Annotated in this window: 16 protein-coding genes; 11 read left to right on the top strand and 5 right to left on the bottom strand. The window is 65.0% G+C overall.

All coding sequences use genetic code 11. The annotated features are described in order from the left end of the window. Positions 1-16: 16 nt before the first annotated feature. A complete protein-coding gene (locus G6N33_RS21175; RefSeq protein ID WP_101528180.1) occupies positions 17-1,651 on the top strand; it encodes a (2,3-dihydroxybenzoyl)adenylate synthase in 1,635 nt (544 codons plus the stop codon). A 149-nt stretch (positions 1,652-1,800) separates the two neighbouring features. On the opposite strand, the gene G6N33_RS21170 is transcribed toward G6N33_RS21175, so the two are convergent. After that, entirely contained in the window at positions 1,801-3,249 is a 1,449-nt protein-coding gene (locus G6N33_RS21170; protein ID WP_044506980.1) for an FAD-dependent oxidoreductase, read from the bottom strand. Between the two features lie 151 nt (positions 3,250-3,400). Between G6N33_RS21170 and G6N33_RS21165 the strand changes: the two genes are divergently transcribed. From G6N33_RS21165 to G6N33_RS21155, 3 genes are all read left to right on the top strand, one after another. Then, positions 3,401-3,826: a hypothetical protein gene (locus tag G6N33_RS21165; RefSeq protein WP_044506982.1), complete on the top strand. Its 426-nt coding sequence runs from the start codon at positions 3,401-3,403 to the stop codon at positions 3,824-3,826. A gap of 349 nt (positions 3,827-4,175) precedes the next feature. Then, positions 4,176-4,574, top strand: a complete 399-nt coding sequence (locus G6N33_RS21160; protein WP_044506984.1) for an MmpS family transport accessory protein — start codon at positions 4,176-4,178, stop codon at positions 4,572-4,574. After that, the gene (locus G6N33_RS21155) at positions 4,571-7,411 is read left to right on the top strand and encodes an MMPL/RND family transporter (RefSeq protein WP_044506985.1); all 2,841 of its coding nucleotides are present in this window, start codon (positions 4,571-4,573) and stop codon (positions 7,409-7,411) included. Before G6N33_RS21160 ends, G6N33_RS21155 begins: the two co-directional genes overlap by 4 nt. 19 nt (positions 7,412-7,430) lie before the next feature. Here the strand turns inward: G6N33_RS21155 and G6N33_RS21150 are convergent, their stop codons facing one another. Further along, a complete protein-coding gene (locus tag G6N33_RS21150; RefSeq protein ID WP_044506986.1) occupies positions 7,431-8,213 on the bottom strand; it encodes a 3-hydroxybutyrate dehydrogenase in 783 nt (260 codons plus the stop codon). Positions 8,214-8,384: 171 nt separating this feature from the next. Between G6N33_RS21150 and G6N33_RS21145 the strand changes: the two genes are divergently transcribed. Beyond that, positions 8,385-8,846, top strand: a complete 462-nt coding sequence (locus tag G6N33_RS21145; RefSeq protein ID WP_044506987.1) for a nitroreductase family deazaflavin-dependent oxidoreductase — start codon at positions 8,385-8,387, stop codon at positions 8,844-8,846. Between the two features lie 27 nt (positions 8,847-8,873). On the opposite strand, the gene G6N33_RS21140 is transcribed toward G6N33_RS21145, so the two are convergent. Beyond that, positions 8,874-9,044: a hypothetical protein gene (locus tag G6N33_RS21140; RefSeq protein WP_155945896.1), complete on the bottom strand. Its 171-nt coding sequence runs from the start codon at positions 9,042-9,044 to the stop codon at positions 8,874-8,876. Between the two features lie 97 nt (positions 9,045-9,141). Next, entirely contained in the window at positions 9,142-10,494 is a 1,353-nt protein-coding gene (locus tag G6N33_RS21135; RefSeq protein ID WP_044506989.1) for a salicylate synthase, read from the bottom strand. Between the two features lie 397 nt (positions 10,495-10,891). Here G6N33_RS21135 and G6N33_RS21130 point away from each other — a divergent pair, with 397 nt between their 5' ends. Then, positions 10,892-11,098, top strand: coding sequence for a hypothetical protein (locus G6N33_RS21130; RefSeq protein ID WP_044506990.1), 207 nt, complete (start codon positions 10,892-10,894; stop codon positions 11,096-11,098). 286 nt (positions 11,099-11,384) lie between these two features. Beyond that, positions 11,385-12,620, top strand: coding sequence for a sodium-dependent bicarbonate transport family permease (locus G6N33_RS21125; protein WP_101528164.1), 1,236 nt, complete (start codon positions 11,385-11,387; stop codon positions 12,618-12,620). 5 nt (positions 12,621-12,625) lie between these two features. Here the strand turns inward: G6N33_RS21125 and hemW are convergent, their stop codons facing one another. After that, positions 12,626-13,798 (bottom strand): radical SAM family heme chaperone HemW, encoded by a 1,173-nt coding sequence (hemW, locus tag G6N33_RS21120; RefSeq protein ID WP_044506994.1) that lies wholly within the window; start codon positions 13,796-13,798, stop codon positions 12,626-12,628. 299 nt (positions 13,799-14,097) lie between these two features. On the opposite strand from hemW, the gene G6N33_RS28000 reads away from it, so the two are divergent. The 4 genes from G6N33_RS28000 to G6N33_RS21105 all read left to right on the top strand — a co-directional run bounded on the left by G6N33_RS28000 (position 14,098) and on the right by G6N33_RS21105 (position 17,536). Next, the gene (locus G6N33_RS28000; RefSeq protein ID WP_408632737.1) at positions 14,098-14,190 is read left to right on the top strand and encodes an Ms4527A family Cys-rich leader peptide; all 93 of its coding nucleotides are present in this window, start codon (positions 14,098-14,100) and stop codon (positions 14,188-14,190) included. A gap of 112 nt (positions 14,191-14,302) precedes the next feature. After that, entirely contained in the window at positions 14,303-15,982 is a 1,680-nt protein-coding gene (locus G6N33_RS21115) for a nitrite/sulfite reductase (RefSeq protein ID WP_101528163.1), read from the top strand. After that, positions 15,979-16,725 carry a phosphoadenylyl-sulfate reductase gene (locus G6N33_RS21110; RefSeq protein WP_044506997.1) on the top strand — a complete coding sequence of 249 codons (747 nt, stop codon included), beginning with the start codon at positions 15,979-15,981 and terminating at the stop codon, positions 16,723-16,725. The genes G6N33_RS21115 and G6N33_RS21110 overlap by 4 nt, the downstream gene beginning before the upstream one ends. Beyond that, on the top strand, positions 16,715-17,536 hold the full coding sequence (locus tag G6N33_RS21105) for a sirohydrochlorin chelatase (RefSeq protein WP_081662016.1): 822 nt from the start codon (positions 16,715-16,717) through the stop codon (positions 17,534-17,536). Before G6N33_RS21110 ends, G6N33_RS21105 begins: the two co-directional genes overlap by 11 nt. The last annotated feature ends 29 nt before the right edge of the window (positions 17,537-17,565 follow it).

Genomic DNA, 17,565 nt, shown 5'->3' with positions numbered 1-17,565 from the left:
CCCGCAAGGAGTCCCGGTGGTTTCGAACACAGCGCAGCCTGCCGAGGGCTTCGTGCCATTTCCGGCCGACCGGGCGGCGGCCTATCGGGCGGCCGGCTACTGGGCGGGCCGAACTCTCGACACGGTCCTGGCCGACGCGGCTGCCCGCTGGCCGCGCAAGGTCGCGGTCGTCGACGCCGCCACCGGGCAGGGCCTGACCTTCGCCAAACTCGACGAGCTGTCGCGCCGAGCCGCCGCGGGATTGCGCGGCCTGGGCATCACCGCGGGCGAGCGGATTCTGCTGCAGCTGCCCAACGGCCCCCAGTTCGCGGTGGCGCTGTTCGGGCTGTTGCGGGCTGGCGCGATACCGGTGATGTGCCTGCCCGGGCACCGCGCGGCGGAATTGGGCCACTTCGCCGCGGTCGGCGAGGCGACTGGGTTGCTGATCGCCGACCGGGTCAACGGTTTCGACTATCGGGCGATGGCGGCCGAATTGGTCCGCGATCACCCCGGGTTGCGGCATGTCATTGTCGACGGTGACGCCGGGTCGTTCATCCCGTGGGCGCGGCTGTGCGACTCGTCGGCCGACACCCCACCCCGAACGCCGGCTGATCCGGGATCGCTTGCGCTGCTGCTTGTTTCGGGCGGGACGACCGGTCTGCCCAAGCTCATTCCCCGCACGCACGACGACTACGTGTTCAACGCGACCGCGAGCGCCGAACTGTGCGGGCTGAACTTTGACGACGTCTACCTGGTGGCGCTGTCCGCGGGCCACAACTTCCCACTGGCCTGTCCGGGGCTGTTGGGCGCGATGACGGTCGGCGCGACGACGGTGTTCGGTACCGATCCCAGTCCCGAGGCCGCTTTCGCCGCCATCGACCGGCACGGCGTCACGGTCACCGCGCTGGTGCCGGCGTTGGCCAAGTTGTGGGCGCAGGCCTGCGACTGGGAACCCGTCCCGCCAAAAACGTTGCGACTCTTGCAGGTTGGCGGCGCTCGGCTGGAGCCCGACGACGCCCGCCGGATCCGCGAAACGCTGACGCCCGGCTTGCAGCAGGTGTTCGGCATGGCCGAGGGGCTGCTGAACTTCACGCGCCTCGACGACCCGGCCGAGGTGGTGGAGCAGACGCAGGGCCGGCCGCTGTGCGCGGCCGACGAGCTGCGCATCGTCGACAGCCGGGGTGCTCCGGCGGCGCCCGGCGCGGAGGGTGAACTGCTGGTGCGCGGCCCCTACACGCTCAATGGTTACTTCCGGGCCGAGCGGGACAACCGGCGCAGCTTCGACCCCGACGGCTTCTACCGCAGCGGCGACCTGGTCCGTCGGCGCAGTGACGGCAATCTGGTGGTCACCGGTCGGGTCAAAGACGTCATCACCCGCGCGGGTGAGACGATCTCCGCCCAAGACCTCGAAGAGCAGATGCTGAGCCACCCGGCGATCTTCGCGGCGGCCGCCGTACCATTGCCGGACCCGTACCTGGGCGAAAAGATCTGTGCTGCACTGGTATTCACCGCCGAGCCGATCGGTCTTGCCGAATTGAACGCACATCTGGATCGGCGCGGGGTCGCATCGCATGCCCGGCCCGACACGTTGGTCGTCATGCCGGCACTGCCGACCACGCCGATCGGGAAGATCGACAAGAAGGCGATTATCCGCGCGGTCGGCGGGGGCTGACCTGTCGGTGTGCGCTCAGGGTTTTCGATGTGCGCTTGCGGCGAGTCCGGCCGGCGTGTCGCCGCCCCGGACGCACACCAAAGGCCGAAGGTGCACACCAAAGGCCGAAGGTGCACATCGAAAGCCGCAGGCGCACACCGTGCGGCGGGCTAGTAATTCAGCCCGGAGAACATCACCCGGCCTGGGTCGAACTTCTGCCGCACGGCGGACAGCCTGGACAGATTCTGGCCGAAGTAGCGCGAGGCCGGCTGGTTGGCCTCGATGTAGTTCACGTAGCCCCCGACCGAATACGGTTGCACCGCTTGATGCGCGGTACCGAGCCAGTTGGTAGCCGCCGCCGCGTCCCCGGTTTCGACGTACCACTGCACCAGCGCGGCCTGACGACGCCAGGGATAGGCGGTCGCGCCCGGTGCCACCGTGGCCAGCGCGCCGTCGAGGGCATGCATGATGGCCAGCATGCGGCCCGCGCCGCGCGGAAAAGCGTTGACCGCGGCGGCGATTCCCTGTGCGGCGGCCGGGGTGAGGCTTGGAAAAACATCCGATCCACCCACATAGCCGAGGGGCTGCGGGTTGAGGTTGTTGACCGCCAGATACCGCACCAGGTCCATGCGGTTGAACGTGTGATGCTCGACCCCGCTCGGCTGCATCCCGACGGCCGAGGTGATCGCGTTGGCCACGCTGTTACCCGACCCGGCCGGACAGGTCGCGAGGATGCGGCACTGCGTTCCGAATCCGTCGGTGGTGCTGTCGGCCAACGCCCAACTATTGCGGTCGGCGGTGCGCAGCCAATTCACCCAACCGACGAGAACCTGAGGCAACGCCTGCGGCGGGTAATTCAAATTCACCGCGTCCAGGTCGCGGGTGGGGAACGTGTTGAAGGTCAGCGAGGTGGTGACCCCGAAGTTGCCGCCGCCCCCGCCGCGCAGCGCCCAGAACAGGTCGGGATTGCTGTTGGCCGACGCAGTGACCGCCTGGCCGCCCGGGAGCACCACCTGCGCCGAGGTCAGCTGGTCGCAGAGCAACCCCGCGTGCCGGGAGTCGGCGCCCATCCCGCCGCCCAGCGCGTGCCCCGCCGCGCCCACCGACGGGCAGGTGCCGGTCGGCAGACCCCGCCCGGCGCCGGCCAGCGTCTCGTGCATCGAGTACAGGCTCGTCGCCGGCGTCACCGTGACCTGTCCCGTCGCAGCGTCGTAGTTGACGCCCCCGGGCAGCTGGCGAAGGTCAAAAACCATGGCGCCGTTGGCCGTCGACGCACCGATGTAGGAATGGCCGCCACTGCGCGGCGCGACTTTGAGGTGATTGGCGGCGGCGAAGGCCATCGCTTTTTGGACGTCCGACGCGGACGTCGGGGTGACGATCGCGGCCGGGGTGAAGCCGTTGTAGTTGGTGTTGAACACCTGCTTAGCGGCCCCGAACTGTGGGCTGTCCGGAAGTAAGACCTTGCCACCAAGGGCGCTCGAAAGACCGTCCCAGCCCGTGGTATTCGGCGCAGCAGTGGCCCGGACGGAGCCGACCCGGCCGGTGCCGAGGACTGCGCCGGCGGCTAACGCGGCGGCGGCACCCCGCAGTAACCTCTGCCGCGAGATCTCACGCGCCATCGTCGGACTTCCGCGATTGCGTCATGTCCCGCATTCTGGGATCGCCACGGCCGCGGCACGGCGCGACGGGCGGCGGCATGACCGAATCGAACCCGAACCGTTACCCGCTGGGGCCTAAGCTGGCGACCAATCAGGTGACGAGGAGCCAAGCATGACGCAAGGTCTGTATGGGTTGCTGACCGTGGTTACGCTCGCGCTGGCGCTGGTGTTCGCCGCCCTTGCCGGCGTATACGTCAAACAGCTACAGGACCGGCCGACCCTTCCGATAAGCGACGAAATCGGGATCGCCAAGACGGTTACCCGGAAGGTGCGTAAGGGCGAGCCGATGTCGGCCGATGAGCTGGCTTACGCCAAGCGAATCGTCGCGGATCGAAGCTCGTTGAGGACCTTCTGCATCCCCGGGGCGCTGTTCATGGTCGGATGCTTTTACGTGTTCGGCAGCTTGTATCACCTGCATGGAGCGACACCATCCGAACGCACCTTCCTCGGCGTGTTTCCCATGCTGGCCTCGATCAACTTCACGACCCAGATTCTGCGCAGTGCCAGGCTGAAAAGACGGCTACGAAAAGCGGCTTGAGCAACGTCATAAGACAGCGCATTCCTGCCATAACGTCGTTTTTCGCATCGCGAAAGCGCGACTAGCAAAGACATCGAGCGCGTCGTCGCGAGCCGTCACCGGATTGGCGGCGCCCATCGCCGTTGCCGAAAGCAACCGCGGGTGGCAACGTCCGTGGTCGTCGTGTTCTCGTTTTGCCACCGAGCCGCTACTCTTGACGATCAGTCCATCGTATTGGGCACAGGACCGTCTACTATTTGGCGGCTTGGGAGCGGGAGCGGGAAAGAGCGCAAGGTCAGGGACCCGAGTTCGAAAAGGTGGTCGAGTGAGCCCTCGGTCAGTCGGAAGGACTGTCTTGGCGCGAGCCTGGATGCCCCTGGTTGCCGTCATCGCCGTCGGCCTGGGTGCGGTGGCCATGGTCAAGGTCCACGAATTCTCCAATCCGGAGCCCGTGATCACCGTCAACCAGCCGGCAGCGCCCCCGGAGTTCAGTATCAAGCGCATCACGTATGAGTTGTTCGGCTCCGCCGGGGACGGCGGAATGCTCGTGTGGGTGGATATCAACGGGCATCCGCATCAGGTCAATCTCACGACCTTGCCGTGGTCGCATACCGAGGCGACAACCCTGACCGTGGTATCCGGCAGCATCTCTGCGCAGGTTCATGGCGGCTCGCTGGGCTGCCGGTTGCGAGTCAACGGTGTTGTCCGCGCCGAACAGTCCGATGCCCAGCAGGACGCGCACGTTTTTTGCTTAGTGAAATCCGCATGAGCGAGCATCAGGCGGAACCTTCGCCGAAGCGACCACTCGTCCCCAGAATGGTCCGGATCTTTGCGATACCGATCATCGCCTTCTGGGCCCTGCTCGCTGTATCGACGAACACGTTCATGCCGCAGGTGGAGACGGTCGCCGAAGAGCTCGCGGGCCCAGTGGTCCCGCACTATGCACCGTCGCAGCGGGCGTTGCTGTCCATCGGTGCGAAGTTCCATGAGTCCGATTCGACCAGCCTGGCGATGATCGTGCTGGAGGGAAACCGACCGCTGGGCGATGTGGATCATCAGTACTACGACGACCTCATGCGCCGGTTCAAACAAGACCGCAAGCACGTCCAGTACGCCATGGACCTGTGGGGCAAGCCGATCACCGCGGCAGGGGCGCAAAGCCTCGACGGCAAGTGCGCATACGTGCTGTTGCGTCTGGCGGGTGATATCGGCCAGATGCAAGCGAACGAATCCGTTGCCGCCGTGCGGGATATCGTCGCCAAGGATACGCCACCGCCCGGACTCACGGTCTACGTCAGCGGCGCTGCCCCGCTGGCCTCGGACACCGTAGCCATTGCGAATTCAAGCTTGAACAACATCACCATCGTGACGATCTTCCTCATCATCGCGATGCTGCTGTTGGTCTATCGCTCGATCATCACGATGTTTGTGCCATTGGCCGGAGTTCTGTTCGAGATGCTGGTCGCGAAGGGGGTCATCGCAACCCTCGGGCATCTCGGGTACATCGAGCTCTCGTCCTTCGCCGTCAACATCGTCGTCGCGCTCACGCTCGGAGCCGGAACCGATTACGGCATCTTCTTGATAGGCCGCTACCACGAGGCGCGCCACGACGGCGAAGGCCGAGAGCAGGCGTTTTACACCGCTTATAAGAGCGTTACGCCAGTCATTCTCGGCTCAGGATTGACGATCGCCGGAGCGTGTTACTGCTTGACGTTCGCGCGGCTCAATTACTTCCACACCATGGGGCCGGCGGTGGCGATCAGCATGCTGTTCACGATCGCCGCGGCGCTGACGCTCGGCCCGGCCTTTCTGACGGTCGGGAGCCTCTTCGGGCTCTTCGACCCAAGGAGCAAGGCCAAGGCACATTTGTACCGACGGATCGGCACGAGCGTGGTCCGGTGGCCGGTGCCGGTCCTCTTCGCCAGTGCGACAGCCGTGCTACTGGGGGCGATCTTCGTGCCAACGTACCGACAGAACTACGACGACCGTCACTACCAACCACGCAGTTCTCCGGCCAATGTGGGTTTCCAGGCGGCAGACCGGCACTTTCCCAAGAGCAAGCTGTTCTCCGAGATGTTGATGATCGAGTCGGATCATGACCTACGAAACTCGGCTGATTTCATTTCACTAGACCGGGCGGCCAAGGCGCTCGAACGCCTTCCCGGTGTCGCGATGGTGCAAAGCATCACCAGACCCATGGGTCGAGCCTTGGAACATGCCACCATCCCCTACTTGTTCACCACGCAAGGCAGCGGAAACGGTCAACAACTCCCCTTCACCAAGCAACAAAACGCCAATACCCAAGAGCAGGCACGGGTTACCGAGCACACCGTCGCGGTGTTGCGGAAGGAGATCGACTTCTTCCAGACGATGTCCGACGAGATGCATAAGACGGTGCTCACGATGCAGGACATGCAACGCGTCACCGACGAGTTGAGGTCAAACCTCGCGAATCTCGAAGATTTCTTCCGCCCTATTCGCAGTTATTTCTATTGGGAGAAGCACTGTTTCGATATTCCCGTGTGCTGGGCGTTTCGGTCCCTGTTCGAGTCAATCGACGGTCTCGACAAGATGGCTGACGACATCAAGGACTCCGTCGCGTCACTCGAGATCATCGACCAGACACTGCCGCAGATCATCACGCAATTGAAATTGACGGCCGATGATTCCGAGGCTCTGGCCTCGTTGTTGGTCAACACCTACAGCCAGTCTTCGCTGCAGTCCACCCAGACAGACCAGACCTTCGACGACATGATCAACGTGGGGCTCGACTTCGACCAGTCCCGCAGCGACGACTTCTTCTACATCCCGCACGAGGGTTTCGACAACGAAGACGTCAAAACCGGGATAAAGCTGCTGATGTCGCCGGACGGCCAGGCCGCTCGGATCATCGTCACCCACGAGGGCGATGCGAACGGCCCCGAAGGTGTACAGCATGTCGAACAGTTCCCCACGGCGATCACCTCGGCGCTCAAAGAGACCTCACTTGCCGGCGCCAAGGTGTATATCGGCGGTTCGGGAGCGACCAACAAGGACATCAAGCAATACGCCGCATCCGATCTGCTCATCGTGGCGATCGCCGCGTTCGTCTTGATCTTCTTGATCATGCTGTTTCTGACACGCAGCCTGGTGGCCGCCTTGGTGATCCCCGGCACGGTGGCCTTCTCCTACGCCGGGGCCTTCGGGCTCTCCATACTGGTCTGGCAACACCTCATCGGGCTGCCTTTGCACTGGCTGATACTGCCGCTGACCTTCATCATCCTGGTGGCGGTGGGTTCCGACTACAACCTGCTGTTGATCCTGCGGGTCAAAGAGGAATTGCACGCCGGAATTCACACCGGGTTGATTCGCGCCCTCGGCAGCACGGGCGGCGTGGTGACGTCTGCGGGTCTGGTGTTCGCGTTCACGATGCTGGCAATGCTGACAAGCGATTTGCGCACCATCGGCCAGCTGGGTTCCACCGTCTGCGTCGGCCTGCTGCTCGACACGTTGATCGTGCGTTCGTTCGTGGTGCCCTCGATCCTGCGCATCCTCGGGCCGTGGTTCTGGTGGCCGACACTGGTTCGCAGTCGCCCGCTGCGGCAGCGGGCCGCAACCACGGCGTAGCGCACGCAACCCCGAGACGTTATTGCGCGGTCCAGCCGCCATCGATCGAGTAGCTCGCACCGGTGATGGTGGCGGCCGCGTCCCCGGCCAGGAAAACCGCAAGTGCCCCAACGTCTTCCGGGCGGGTGAAGCGGGCCATCGGCTGTTTGTCGGCGACGAACTCGCGCTTGGCCTCTTCGACGGACTTTCCCGTGGTGTCGGCGAATGTCTCGATTTGCTGCGCGATCAGCGGTGTCATCACCCATCCGGGACAGATCGCGTTGGAAGTGATGCCGTGGTCCGCGGTTTCGATCGCGACCACCTTGGTCAGCCCGACGACGCCGTGCTTGGCCGCGACGTAGGCCGCCTTCTCGGCGCTGGCGACGAGACCATGCGCCGAGGCGATGTTGATGATGCGGCCCCAGCCGCGGCGTTTCATCCCGGGCACCGCGCACCGGCAGGTATGGAACACAGCCGACAAATTGGTGGCGATCACCGCGTCCCACTTTTCGACGGGGAAATCCTGAACCTTCGCCACGAACTGGATGCCGGCGTTGTTGACGAGGACGTCGACCGCCCCGAAGCTCGCTTCGGCCTGGGCGATCATCTCGGCGATCTCGGCCGGCTTGGTCACGTCGGCGCCTGAGTAGGCCGCCGTGACCCCGAACCTCTCTTCGATGTCGCGCCGCTGCTGCTCGACGGCGTCTCGGTCGCCGAACCCGTTGAGGGTGACGTTCGCTCCCTCGGCGGCGAAGGCCCGTGCGATGGCAAGACCGATACCCGATGTGGAACCCGTGATGACGGCGGACTTTCCGCGGATCATTCGCTACACATTTCCTTTCCCGGCCTTGCCGGCGCCGCTCGGCCACCCGGGCCGCTCGGCCACCCGAAGTGATTATCCGTGCGCCACCCGGTCCGGCTCTGCCGACAACGTCGGTTTCCCGATGATCGGGGGACGCCGAAATGCTCAACCGTGGGCCCTAGCGTCGACCGGATGCAACATGTGCAAGAGTTCGACGACGAGAGATTCCGCACCGACACCGCCGCGCTGAACCGTTTCAACGAGCAGATCATTCGAGAGTTCCGGCAAAACGGCGGCAAAGTCGGTGGCGTCTTCGAAAACCGCGATCTGCTGTTGATGACCGCGATCGGCGCCAAATCGGGATTGTCGCGACTGACAGCACTGGCCTATTTCACCGTCAATGGCGCCATGGTGATCATCGGTTCGCGGGGCGGCGCACCGAAAGATCCCGCCTGGGTGCACAATGTGCGGGCCAACCCGCGGGTGCACGTGGACCTGGGCACCGAGTCGTTCGAAGCCACCGCCCGTGAAGCCCGCGGCGAGGCGCGCAATTCCCTGTTCGATGCGGTCGTGTCCATCGCGCCGAATTTCGGCGTCTATCAAGCCAGAACGACACGGATCATTCCGGTGTTCACCCTGCACCGCAGGAATTGACCTTGCGGCTGCGCAAATGAAGCGTCGCTAGACGGTCACGTGTTCGGCGCAATCGACCCGCGCCTCGTAGACCGGCAGCGGCGTGTCGCAGAACATGCACGGTATTGCCCGGTGTCGCGGTGGAAGCAGTTGCAACTCGTCAAGTTTCGCGACGACCCAACTGCTCAGCGCGGCCAGATTGGGAATTCGACGAGGCATGGCAGCCGACCCTGGTGGTGGCCGGCGCTTGACGCACTGTTCAACGAGGCGTTCGTCGAGCTGACCAGCCACTGATTGGAGCACGAGCCTACTGAGCTTACCGACGCTCAATGAGATAGGGCGCGAGTGTGGACAGCTTCTCGCAAGTCTCCTCGAATTCGCGGTCGGCCTGCGACTCTTCAATGATCCCCGCACCAGCGCGCAGCCATGTCCTAGTGCCGGACTGGTAGGCAGCTCGCAACGTCAGAGCAGCATCCAGCGCACCGTCGGCCGAAACCGACACCACCGCACCGGAATACAGCCCTCGCGGCGTCTCGTCGAGACGCAGGATCGCCTCGACACCGGCGCCCTTCGGGATACCCGACGCGGTGACCGCCGGGAACAGCGCTTCCAGCGCGTCCATCCGGTCGCTGGACGGATCCAACCGTCCGCTGACCGTCGAGCCAAGGTGCTGCACGCTCCCCCGCTCCCGGACGGTCATGAAGTCGGTCACCGCCGCCGTTCCGGGCTCGGCGATCTCATTCATCTCCTGCAGCGAGCTGCGTACCGAAATAGCGTGTTCGACAATCTCTTTCGAGTTCGACTCCAGGTCATCCCGGGCTCGGCGGTCGTTGACGGCACCACGACCGAGCGCTCGGGTGCCAGCCAGCGGCTCGGTGATAACTTCGCGGTCCTGGCGGACGGCGGTGACGAGTTCGGGGCTGTAGCCCAGCGCACGGATTCCGCCGAGCCGCAGCAAGAATGACCGCACCGGGGTGTTGTGCCGGCGTCCCAGTCGGTAGGTGGCTGGAAAGTCCAAGGGGAAGGGCACTTCCACGCAACGGGAGAGGATCACCTTCTGATACTCGCCGGACGCGATCTCGCTCACGGCTTCGATGACGCGACCGCGGTAGTCGGACGCGTCGCTGGTGATATCGATGTCGCGGGTCTCGCGCAGGCCGGGCACCCCGTCCCGCAGGACTTCCAGGACGACTGCCCGGTGACTCTCGGCGGCGTCGCGCAGCGCAATCCCCTGCCGCGTGACCACAATTCGGGACCGGGGCCAAAACAGTCGCGCCAGCGGCGTGCCCGGCGTCAGTCGTTGTCCCAATCCGTAGCGGTAGACGCCGAATTCGAAGGCGATCCAACCGTAAAGCTGCTGGGTCTCCAACAACAGGCAGTCAATTGCCTCACCCAGTACCGTCCCCGGTCGGCCAGACCACCCTTGACGCTTTGCCACCCCGTCGCGGATGACCCGAAGCTCGTCGCTGTCCAACTCGATCGTCGCGTGGGCGCCGCTGGCAAGCACCCATTCGCCGGCGTTCTCGTAGAGCAGGTACTCCTCGCCGAGTCGCTCCGGCAACGCCGCCGCGAGCGCGGCGGCCAGGTCGGCCGGGTCGACGTCCGGGGGAATCGGGATCGACGGCAACGTAACGCCTACGGGATTTGTCTCGACGCTGGCATCGGTCACAGTTAGTAAATGTAGCCTAACCTATGAAAGTCCCCAACTAGCAGGTGTGCGCGCTGGTCTCTTAGCTGGTACGGGCACTTTTGTGGAAATCGGGAGCACCGACCGTTGTCAGCACGTTCGGGCGCCCTGACCCCGAACTCTCGGGGAAGCACTGGGCCGCGCCGAGATTCGCCGCTTCTCAACCTGCTCCGCGCGGGGCCGAAGGGCTAACATGACCTCAGCTCTTCGCGCGTTGCTGTCGTTCGGTGCTGGCGACTCTCTACGGGGCGCACCCCGGCACATGTGGGCGGTGCGGCGGTACAGACCTCATGGCAGCGGCGACGGGAAGGCGCAACCAGACTTCACCGACTGGGTTAGGGATCAGCAGCTAACTCCTCCATCGATCGAGAGGAACCTCATGTTCGTGATCAGGCTCGCGAACGGCGAAGAAGTCCAGGCATCCGAGGGTGACGAGCTCGAAATCAATCAGGAAACCGGCGTGCTCACGGTTTCCCGCGTCGACGGGTTTGAGGAAATCACCACGCATTATTCGCCCACGGCGTGGTTATCTGTGACACACCGCAAACGGGGCGCGGGGGTCCGGCCCTCGTTGATTTCCGGCTGAACCGCGACACTCCCCAACTCCCAGCAAATACACAGCGAATTCACACCCGACTCCCGCTAATCAGGGTTCACCCGGTCCTACCTGCATCGCGGTGACCACGGGTTTTACCCCGTCCGCGTAATTCACCGCCCGGCCGGAAAACACGTGATTTTCGGGGCATCAGACGAGTGGCGGACCGACACCGGCGGCGCTAAATTTTGCACGGCCCTCGGGATTTTCGTGCTCGCCCCCACCGCTTGCGGACGGTGCATTCCCCGGACCGGCGGACGAATGAAGAGAGGCACCAATGCTGCAAGAGTTCTGGCAGAACTTCACGCACAACCTGTTCAAACCACTTCTGCTTTTCTTCTACTTCGGATTTATGATTCCGATCCTGCGAGTGCGTTTCGAGTTCCCGTATGTGATCTATCAAGGCCTCACGATGTATCTCTTGCTGGCCATCGGCTGGCACGGCGGTGAGGAACTCGCCCAGGTTCAAGCCTCCAGCCTCGCAGCGATAGTGGGATTCATGGTGTTGGGCTTCGTGCTCAACTGTGTGATCGGTGGAATCGCTTATCTCCTGCTGGGTTTGATGACCAATCTGCGGCGCGTCGACCGGGCCACCATCGGCGGCTATTACGGATCGGATTCCGCCGGAACGTTCGCTACCTGCGTGGCCGTCCTGGCCGCCGTCAACATCGCCTTCAACGCCTACATGCCGGTGATGCTGGCCGTGATGGAGATCCCCGGCTGCCTGGTCGCGTTGTACCTGGTCGCCCGGCTGCGGCACCGGGGCATGGACGCCGCGGGCAACATGGTCGACGAGCCGGGCTACGCGGCCGTCAAGGTCGGCGTCGGACCCGGCACGGCGGCGCGGCCGCCGCACGGCCAGAGCCTGGAGACCGAGCACGCGCGCGGCATCGAGGAAGAGCTCGAGCTCTCGCTCGAAAAGTCCGACCATCTGGGGGACTTCGACGACCTTTCACATCGATCCACCGGCAAAAAGCCGTCCATCTTCTCCCGCGAGCTGTTCCAGGAAGTCTTCCTCAACCCGGGCTTGGTGCTGCTGATCGGCGGCATCGCAATCGGACTCATCAGTGGGCTGCAAGGCCAGAAAGTGGTCCAGGACGACGACAAGTTCTTCGTCCTGGCATTCCAGGGCGTGCTGTGCCTGTTCCTGCTCGAGATGGGCATGACGGCGTCACGCAAGCTGAAGGATTTACGGAAAGCGGGCCCCGGATTCATCGTCTTCGCGCTGCTGGCCCCGAATGTCTTTGCGACCCTGGGGATCTTTGTCGCATGCTGCTACGCAAGCCTGACCCACGCCGACTTCAAGACCGGTACCTACGTGTTGTTTGCGGTGTTGTGTGGAGCGGCGTCCTATATCGCGGTGCCGGCGGTGCAGCGCTTGGCGATCCCGGAAGCAAGTCCGACGCTGCCGCTGGCCGCGTCACTGGGTCTGACGTTCTCCTACAACGTCACCATCGGCATCCCGCTGTATATCGAGATCGCCCGCCTCATTCAACACTGGGTTGGCGTCTGACGGCCTCACCCCAACAGGGTTCGCACCACCCCGTCGGCCAGGAGTCGGCCGCGCGGGGTGAGCACCAGCCTGTCGCCGGCGGCCACCAATAGTCCGTCGGCGACTACGGCTTTGGCCCGCTCGCGCTCGTCAGCGTTCAGACCCGACAGCGGAAGCCCTTGCCGCAGACGTGTTTTCAGCAACACGTCCTCGGTGTGCAGTGCTTCGGCGTCGAGTTGTTCGAAACCGGCCACCGGCAGCACCGAATCGGCGAGCAGCTGCGCATAGCTATTGGGATGCTTGACATTCCACCAGCGCGTCGTGCCGACATACCCGTGCGCTCCCGGCCCGGCACCCCACCACTGACCGTCGTTCCAGTAGCCGAGGTTATGCCGGCACTCGCCGCCGGGTCGCGACCAGTTGGACACCTCGTACCAGGCCATCCCGGCTTCGGACAGTCGTGCGTCGACCAGCTCGTAGCGGTGCGCCAGCACATCGTCGTCCGGCGCGGCCAGCTCGCCGCTGCGAACCCGGCGCGCCAGCGCCGTCCCCGGCTCCACGAGCAGGGAGTACGCCGACACGTGGTCCACCCCGGTGTCGACGGCGGTATCCACCGAGCGCAACAGATCTTCGTCGGTTTCACCCGGAGTGCCGTAGATCAGGTCGAGGCTGACATGTTGGAAGCCCGCGGCCTTCGCCTCGGCCGCGGCGGCGGCCGACCGCCCCGGGGAGTGCACGCGATCCAGGGTGCCCAGCACGCGCGGCGACACCGACTGCATGCCCAGCGACAGCCGGGTGTATCCGGCCGCCCGGACGGCGTCGAAGAACTCCGGCCAGGTCGACTCGGGATTGGCCTCGGTGGTGATTTCCGCCTCGGGCGCTACCGGGAAGTGCTCGCGCACCATGTCGAGCAGGGCCGCCAGACGCGCACCGCCGAGCAGTGACGGCGTACCGCCGCCGACGAACACCGTGTTCACCGTCGGCGCCTTCAACAGGACGGTGGCCAGCGCCAATTCGGTGTCCAGCGCTTGCAGCCACGCGTCCGGATTGACACCGCCCAGTTCGGCCGGTGTGTAGGTGTTGAAATCGCAGTATCCGCACCGCGTGATGCAGAACGGGACATGCACGTACAGCCCGAACGGGCGCCCAGGATTCCGCTGGATTTCCGGTAGCTCGACCGGGGCCGTGCGTAAAGCCATGCCAAATGATCCCACGACGAACACGCGCCGCCGGCCGCCGCCGGCCGCCGCTGGTGAGCAAACTCACCCGGGTCGCCGCGAGGTGGTACTTGCCGACACCAGAGCCCGCCGACCGGACGCGATCGGCACCGCGCACCCGGTCGAGGAATTAGCCATGTCACACCCGCCGAGGCCACGCTCTCAGGGATTTCTCGGTTTTGTATGCCGGATTACCCAGGTTTGCTAGGTAATTTTGCTCGCTATGAGGAGAAATTCGGGCTGGTGGCGTTACCCGGCCATGTCCATGGCACAATGGGCGAGTGACCGCCGCCCAGCCCAGCTCGCGCATTGCGCTCGTGGCCCGTCGGCACATCGATCTCAAGCGTGTCTGCAGCTGTAGCTGTCCGGCTTGATTCCGTAGACCCGCCCACCTGTTCGTCCAGCTGGCGCCGGATCTGCGCCTGCCAGAGCTCAACCGGTGAGTCGCGCGTCCACGCCTGCACAGCCCGCGAAGGAGACCTTCGAATGACCACAGCCCGTCCCGTTGCCCCCGATAAGAAGGCTCGGAGCGAGGGCCAGTGGGCGCTAGGAGACCGTGCGCCGCTCAACCCCAACGAAGAGATGAAGCAGGCCGGCGCGCCACTGGACGTGCGCCAACGCATCCTGGATAGCTACGCCAAACAGGGCTTCGACAGCATCGACAAGAGCGATCTGCGTGGTCGTTTCCGCTGGTGGGGGCTGTACACCCAGCGCGAGCAGGGCTACGACGGCTCGTTCACCGGCGACGACAACGCCGATCTGCTGGAAGCTAAGTACTTCATGATGCGGGTGCGCTGCGACGGCGGAGCGCTGTCGACGGCCGCCCTGCGCACCGTCGGCCAAATCTCCACCGAATTCGCTCGCGACACCGCCGACATCTCAGACCGGGAAAACATCCAGTACCACTGGATCGAAGTGGAAAACGTCCCCGAAATCTGGCGGCGGCTGGGCGAGGTCGGTCTGCAGACCGCCGAGGCGTGCGGTGACTGCCCCCGGGTGATCCTGGGCTCCCCGCTGGCCGGCGAATCGCTCGACGAGGTGCTCGACCCGACCTGGGCGATCGACGAGATCGTGCGCCGCTACATCGGCCAGCCCGAGTTCGCCGATCTGCCGCGCAAGTACAAGACCGCGATTTCGGGTCTGCAGGACGTGGTGCACGAGGTCAACGACGTCGCGTTCATCGGCGTCAACCACCCGGAGCATGGGCCCGGCCTCGACCTGTGGGTCGGCGGCGGGCTGTCGACCAACCCGATGCTGGGCCAACGGGTCGGCGCCTGGGTGCCGTTGGCCGAGGTGCCGGAGGTTTGGCACGCCGTGACCTCGATCTTCCGCGACTACGGTTACCGGCGGCTGCGTTCCAAGGCCCGGCTGAAGTTCCTGATCAAAGACTGGGGCATCGCGAGGTTCCGCGACGTCCTCGAGACCGAATACCTCAAGCGACCGCTGATCGACGGCCCGGCCCCCGAGCCGGTCAAGCACCCGATCGACCACGTCGGCGTGCAGCGCCTCAAGAACGGGCTCAACGCCGTCGGCGTCGCCGCGATCGCCGGACGGGTGTCGGGCACCATCCTCACCGCGGTGGCCGACCTCGCCGAACGAGCCGGGTCGAACCGGGTCCGGTTGACGCCCTACCAGAAGATGGTCATCCTCGACGTCCCGGACGACAAGGTCGACGAGTTGACCGCCGGCCTGGACGCACTCGGCCTGCACACTCAACCGTCGCATTGGCGCCGGAATCTGATGGCATGCACCGGTATCGAATTCTGCAAGCTGTCGTTCGCCGAAACCCGAGTCAAGGCACAATCTTTGGTGCCCGAGCTGGAGCGCCGGCTCGAGGACATCAACTCGGTGCTCGATGTGCCGATCACCGTCAACATCAACGGCTGCCCCAACTCCTGTGCACGAATTCAGGTCGCCGACATCGGGTTCAAAGGCCAGATGGTCGACGCGGGTGACGGCAGCCTGGTCGAGGGCTTCCAGGTGCATCTGGGCGGCAGCCTGGGGCTGGACAGCGGATTCGGCCGAAAACTGCGCCAGCACAAGGTCACCAGTGACGAGCTGGGCGACTACATCGACCGGGTGGTGCGCAACTTCGTCAAGCACCGCAACGAAGGAGAGCGGTTCGCGCAGTGGGCCCTTCGCGCCGAGGAGGGCGACCTGCGATGAGCACCGGATCAACGACCCGGCGGACCGAAGAGGAACTGCGCGAGATCGCGGCTCGCGGCGCGGCCGAACTCGACGGCGCCGGCGCCGACGAGCTGTTGCGCTGGACCGATGAGAACTTCGGGGGGGTCAACGGCCCACGAGGCTGGGCGACGTGCAACTACGTCGTCGCCTCCAATATGCAGGACGCGGTGCTGGTGGACCTGGCGGCCCGGGTACGCCCCGGCGTGCCGGTGCTCTTCCTCGATACTGGCTACCACTTCGTGGAGACCATCGGCACCCGCGATGCCGTCGAATCCGTCTACGACGTACGGGTTCTCAACGTCACGCCGGAACACACGGTCGCCGAGCAGGACAAGCTGATGGGCAAAAACCTGTTCGCCCGCGACCCCGGCGAATGCTGCCAGATGCGCAAAGTCGCTCCGCTGGGCAAAGCGCTGCGCGGCTACTCCGCCTGGGTCACCGGGATACGGCGGGTCGAGGCGCCAACGCGGGCGAACGCGCCGTTCATCAGCTTCGACGAGGCGTTCAAGTTGGTGAAGATCAACCCGCTGGCGGCGTGGACCGACGAGGACGTGCAGAACTACATCGACGAGCATGACGTGCTGGTCAATCCGCTTGTCTACGAAGGCTATCCGTCGATCGGCTGCGCGCCGTGTACGGCCAAACCCGCGGCAGGCGCCGATCCGCGCAGCGGACGTTGGCAGGGGCTCGCCAAGACCGAATGCGGCTTGCATGCATCGTGACGTGCCGCCGTCGATGCCGGGCGTAGCAACGAGATGGGGCGGCGCCCCCACAACTGGGCGGTGCCACCACCTGCTTGCCGGGGCGAGTAGCACGATCAAGCCCGCCCTCGTGCTGACCGCGCACGGAAGCAAAGACCCTCGGTCGGCGGCCAACGCGCGCGCCGTGGCCGAGGCGGTCTCGCGCCGCCGGCCCGACCTCCAGGTGCGGTTGGCCTTCCTGGATCACGACTCGCCGAGTCTCGTCGATGTGCTCGGTGCGCTCGACCGCCCGGCCGTCGTCACTCCGCTACTGCTGGCGAACGCCTACCACGCCCGCGTCGACATCCCGGCGCAGATCGCTAATTGCGGTGTGATGCCACGTATCCGGCAAGCACCCGTGCTGGGTGAGGACGACCGACTGGTGTCGGTGCTACGCGAGCGAGTGACGCAGTTGGGACTGTCCCGCCTCGACGATGGTCTTGGTGTGCTCGTGGCGGCAATCGGCACGTCCGACCTGGCGGTAAACGCGCGCACCGGGAAAGTCGCGCCAAAACTGTTGGCCGGCACCGCGTGGGTGGGAGCAACCACCGCATTCGCCAGCCAACAGGAACGCTCGCTGGCCGAAGGACTGGGCAGGCTGCGCCGGCAAGGCGCCCGACGTGTCGTCATCGCGCCGTGGTTTCTGGCGCCCGGACGGCTACCGGATCGCGTTCAACGCTTCGCCGACAAGACCGGCATCGACATGGCGGCCCCGCTGGGTTCGCACCGTTTGGTGGCCGAGACGGTGCTGCATCGCTTCACCGCTGCAGCCGTCGCGCCGGTTGCGGCCTGACCGGGACAGCGCGTCGCCCCGCGCACTAG

The sequence above is a fragment of the Mycobacterium simiae genome (assembly GCF_010727605.1).
In the GTDB taxonomy this organism is placed as follows: domain Bacteria; phylum Actinomycetota; class Actinomycetes; order Mycobacteriales; family Mycobacteriaceae; genus Mycobacterium; species Mycobacterium simiae.
This window is presented reverse-complemented; position numbering and strand designations above follow the sequence as displayed.

Bases quoted from the DNA above. Each gene is read 5' to 3' on its own strand.
- G6N33_RS21170 (WP_044506980.1), bottom strand. From the start codon at position 3,249: ATGGCGCGTGAGATCTCGCGGCAGAGGTTACTGCGGGGTGCCGCCGCC.
- G6N33_RS21165 (WP_044506982.1), top strand. From the start codon at position 3,401: ATGACGCAAGGTCTGTATGGGTTGCTGACCGTGGTTACGCTCGCGCTG.
- G6N33_RS21160 (WP_044506984.1), top strand. From the start codon at position 4,176: ATGCCCCTGGTTGCCGTCATCGCCGTCGGCCTGGGTGCGGTGGCCATG.
- G6N33_RS21155 (WP_044506985.1), top strand. From the start codon at position 4,571: ATGAGCGAGCATCAGGCGGAACCTTCGCCGAAGCGACCACTCGTCCCC.
- G6N33_RS21150 (WP_044506986.1), bottom strand. From the start codon at position 8,213: ATGATCCGCGGAAAGTCCGCCGTCATCACGGGTTCCACATCGGGTATC.
- G6N33_RS21145 (WP_044506987.1), top strand. From the start codon at position 8,385: ATGCAACATGTGCAAGAGTTCGACGACGAGAGATTCCGCACCGACACC.
- G6N33_RS21140 (WP_155945896.1), bottom strand. From the start codon at position 9,044: ATGCCTCGTCGAATTCCCAATCTGGCCGCGCTGAGCAGTTGGGTCGTC.
- G6N33_RS21130 (WP_044506990.1), top strand. From the start codon at position 10,892: ATGTTCGTGATCAGGCTCGCGAACGGCGAAGAAGTCCAGGCATCCGAG.
- G6N33_RS21125 (WP_101528164.1), top strand. From the start codon at position 11,385: ATGCTGCAAGAGTTCTGGCAGAACTTCACGCACAACCTGTTCAAACCA.
- hemW (WP_044506994.1), bottom strand. From the start codon at position 13,798: ATGGCTTTACGCACGGCCCCGGTCGAGCTACCGGAAATCCAGCGGAAT.
- G6N33_RS21115 (WP_101528163.1), top strand. From the start codon at position 14,303: ATGACCACAGCCCGTCCCGTTGCCCCCGATAAGAAGGCTCGGAGCGAG.
- G6N33_RS21110 (WP_044506997.1), top strand. From the start codon at position 15,979: ATGAGCACCGGATCAACGACCCGGCGGACCGAAGAGGAACTGCGCGAG.
- G6N33_RS21105 (WP_081662016.1), top strand. From the start codon at position 16,715: ATGCATCGTGACGTGCCGCCGTCGATGCCGGGCGTAGCAACGAGATGG.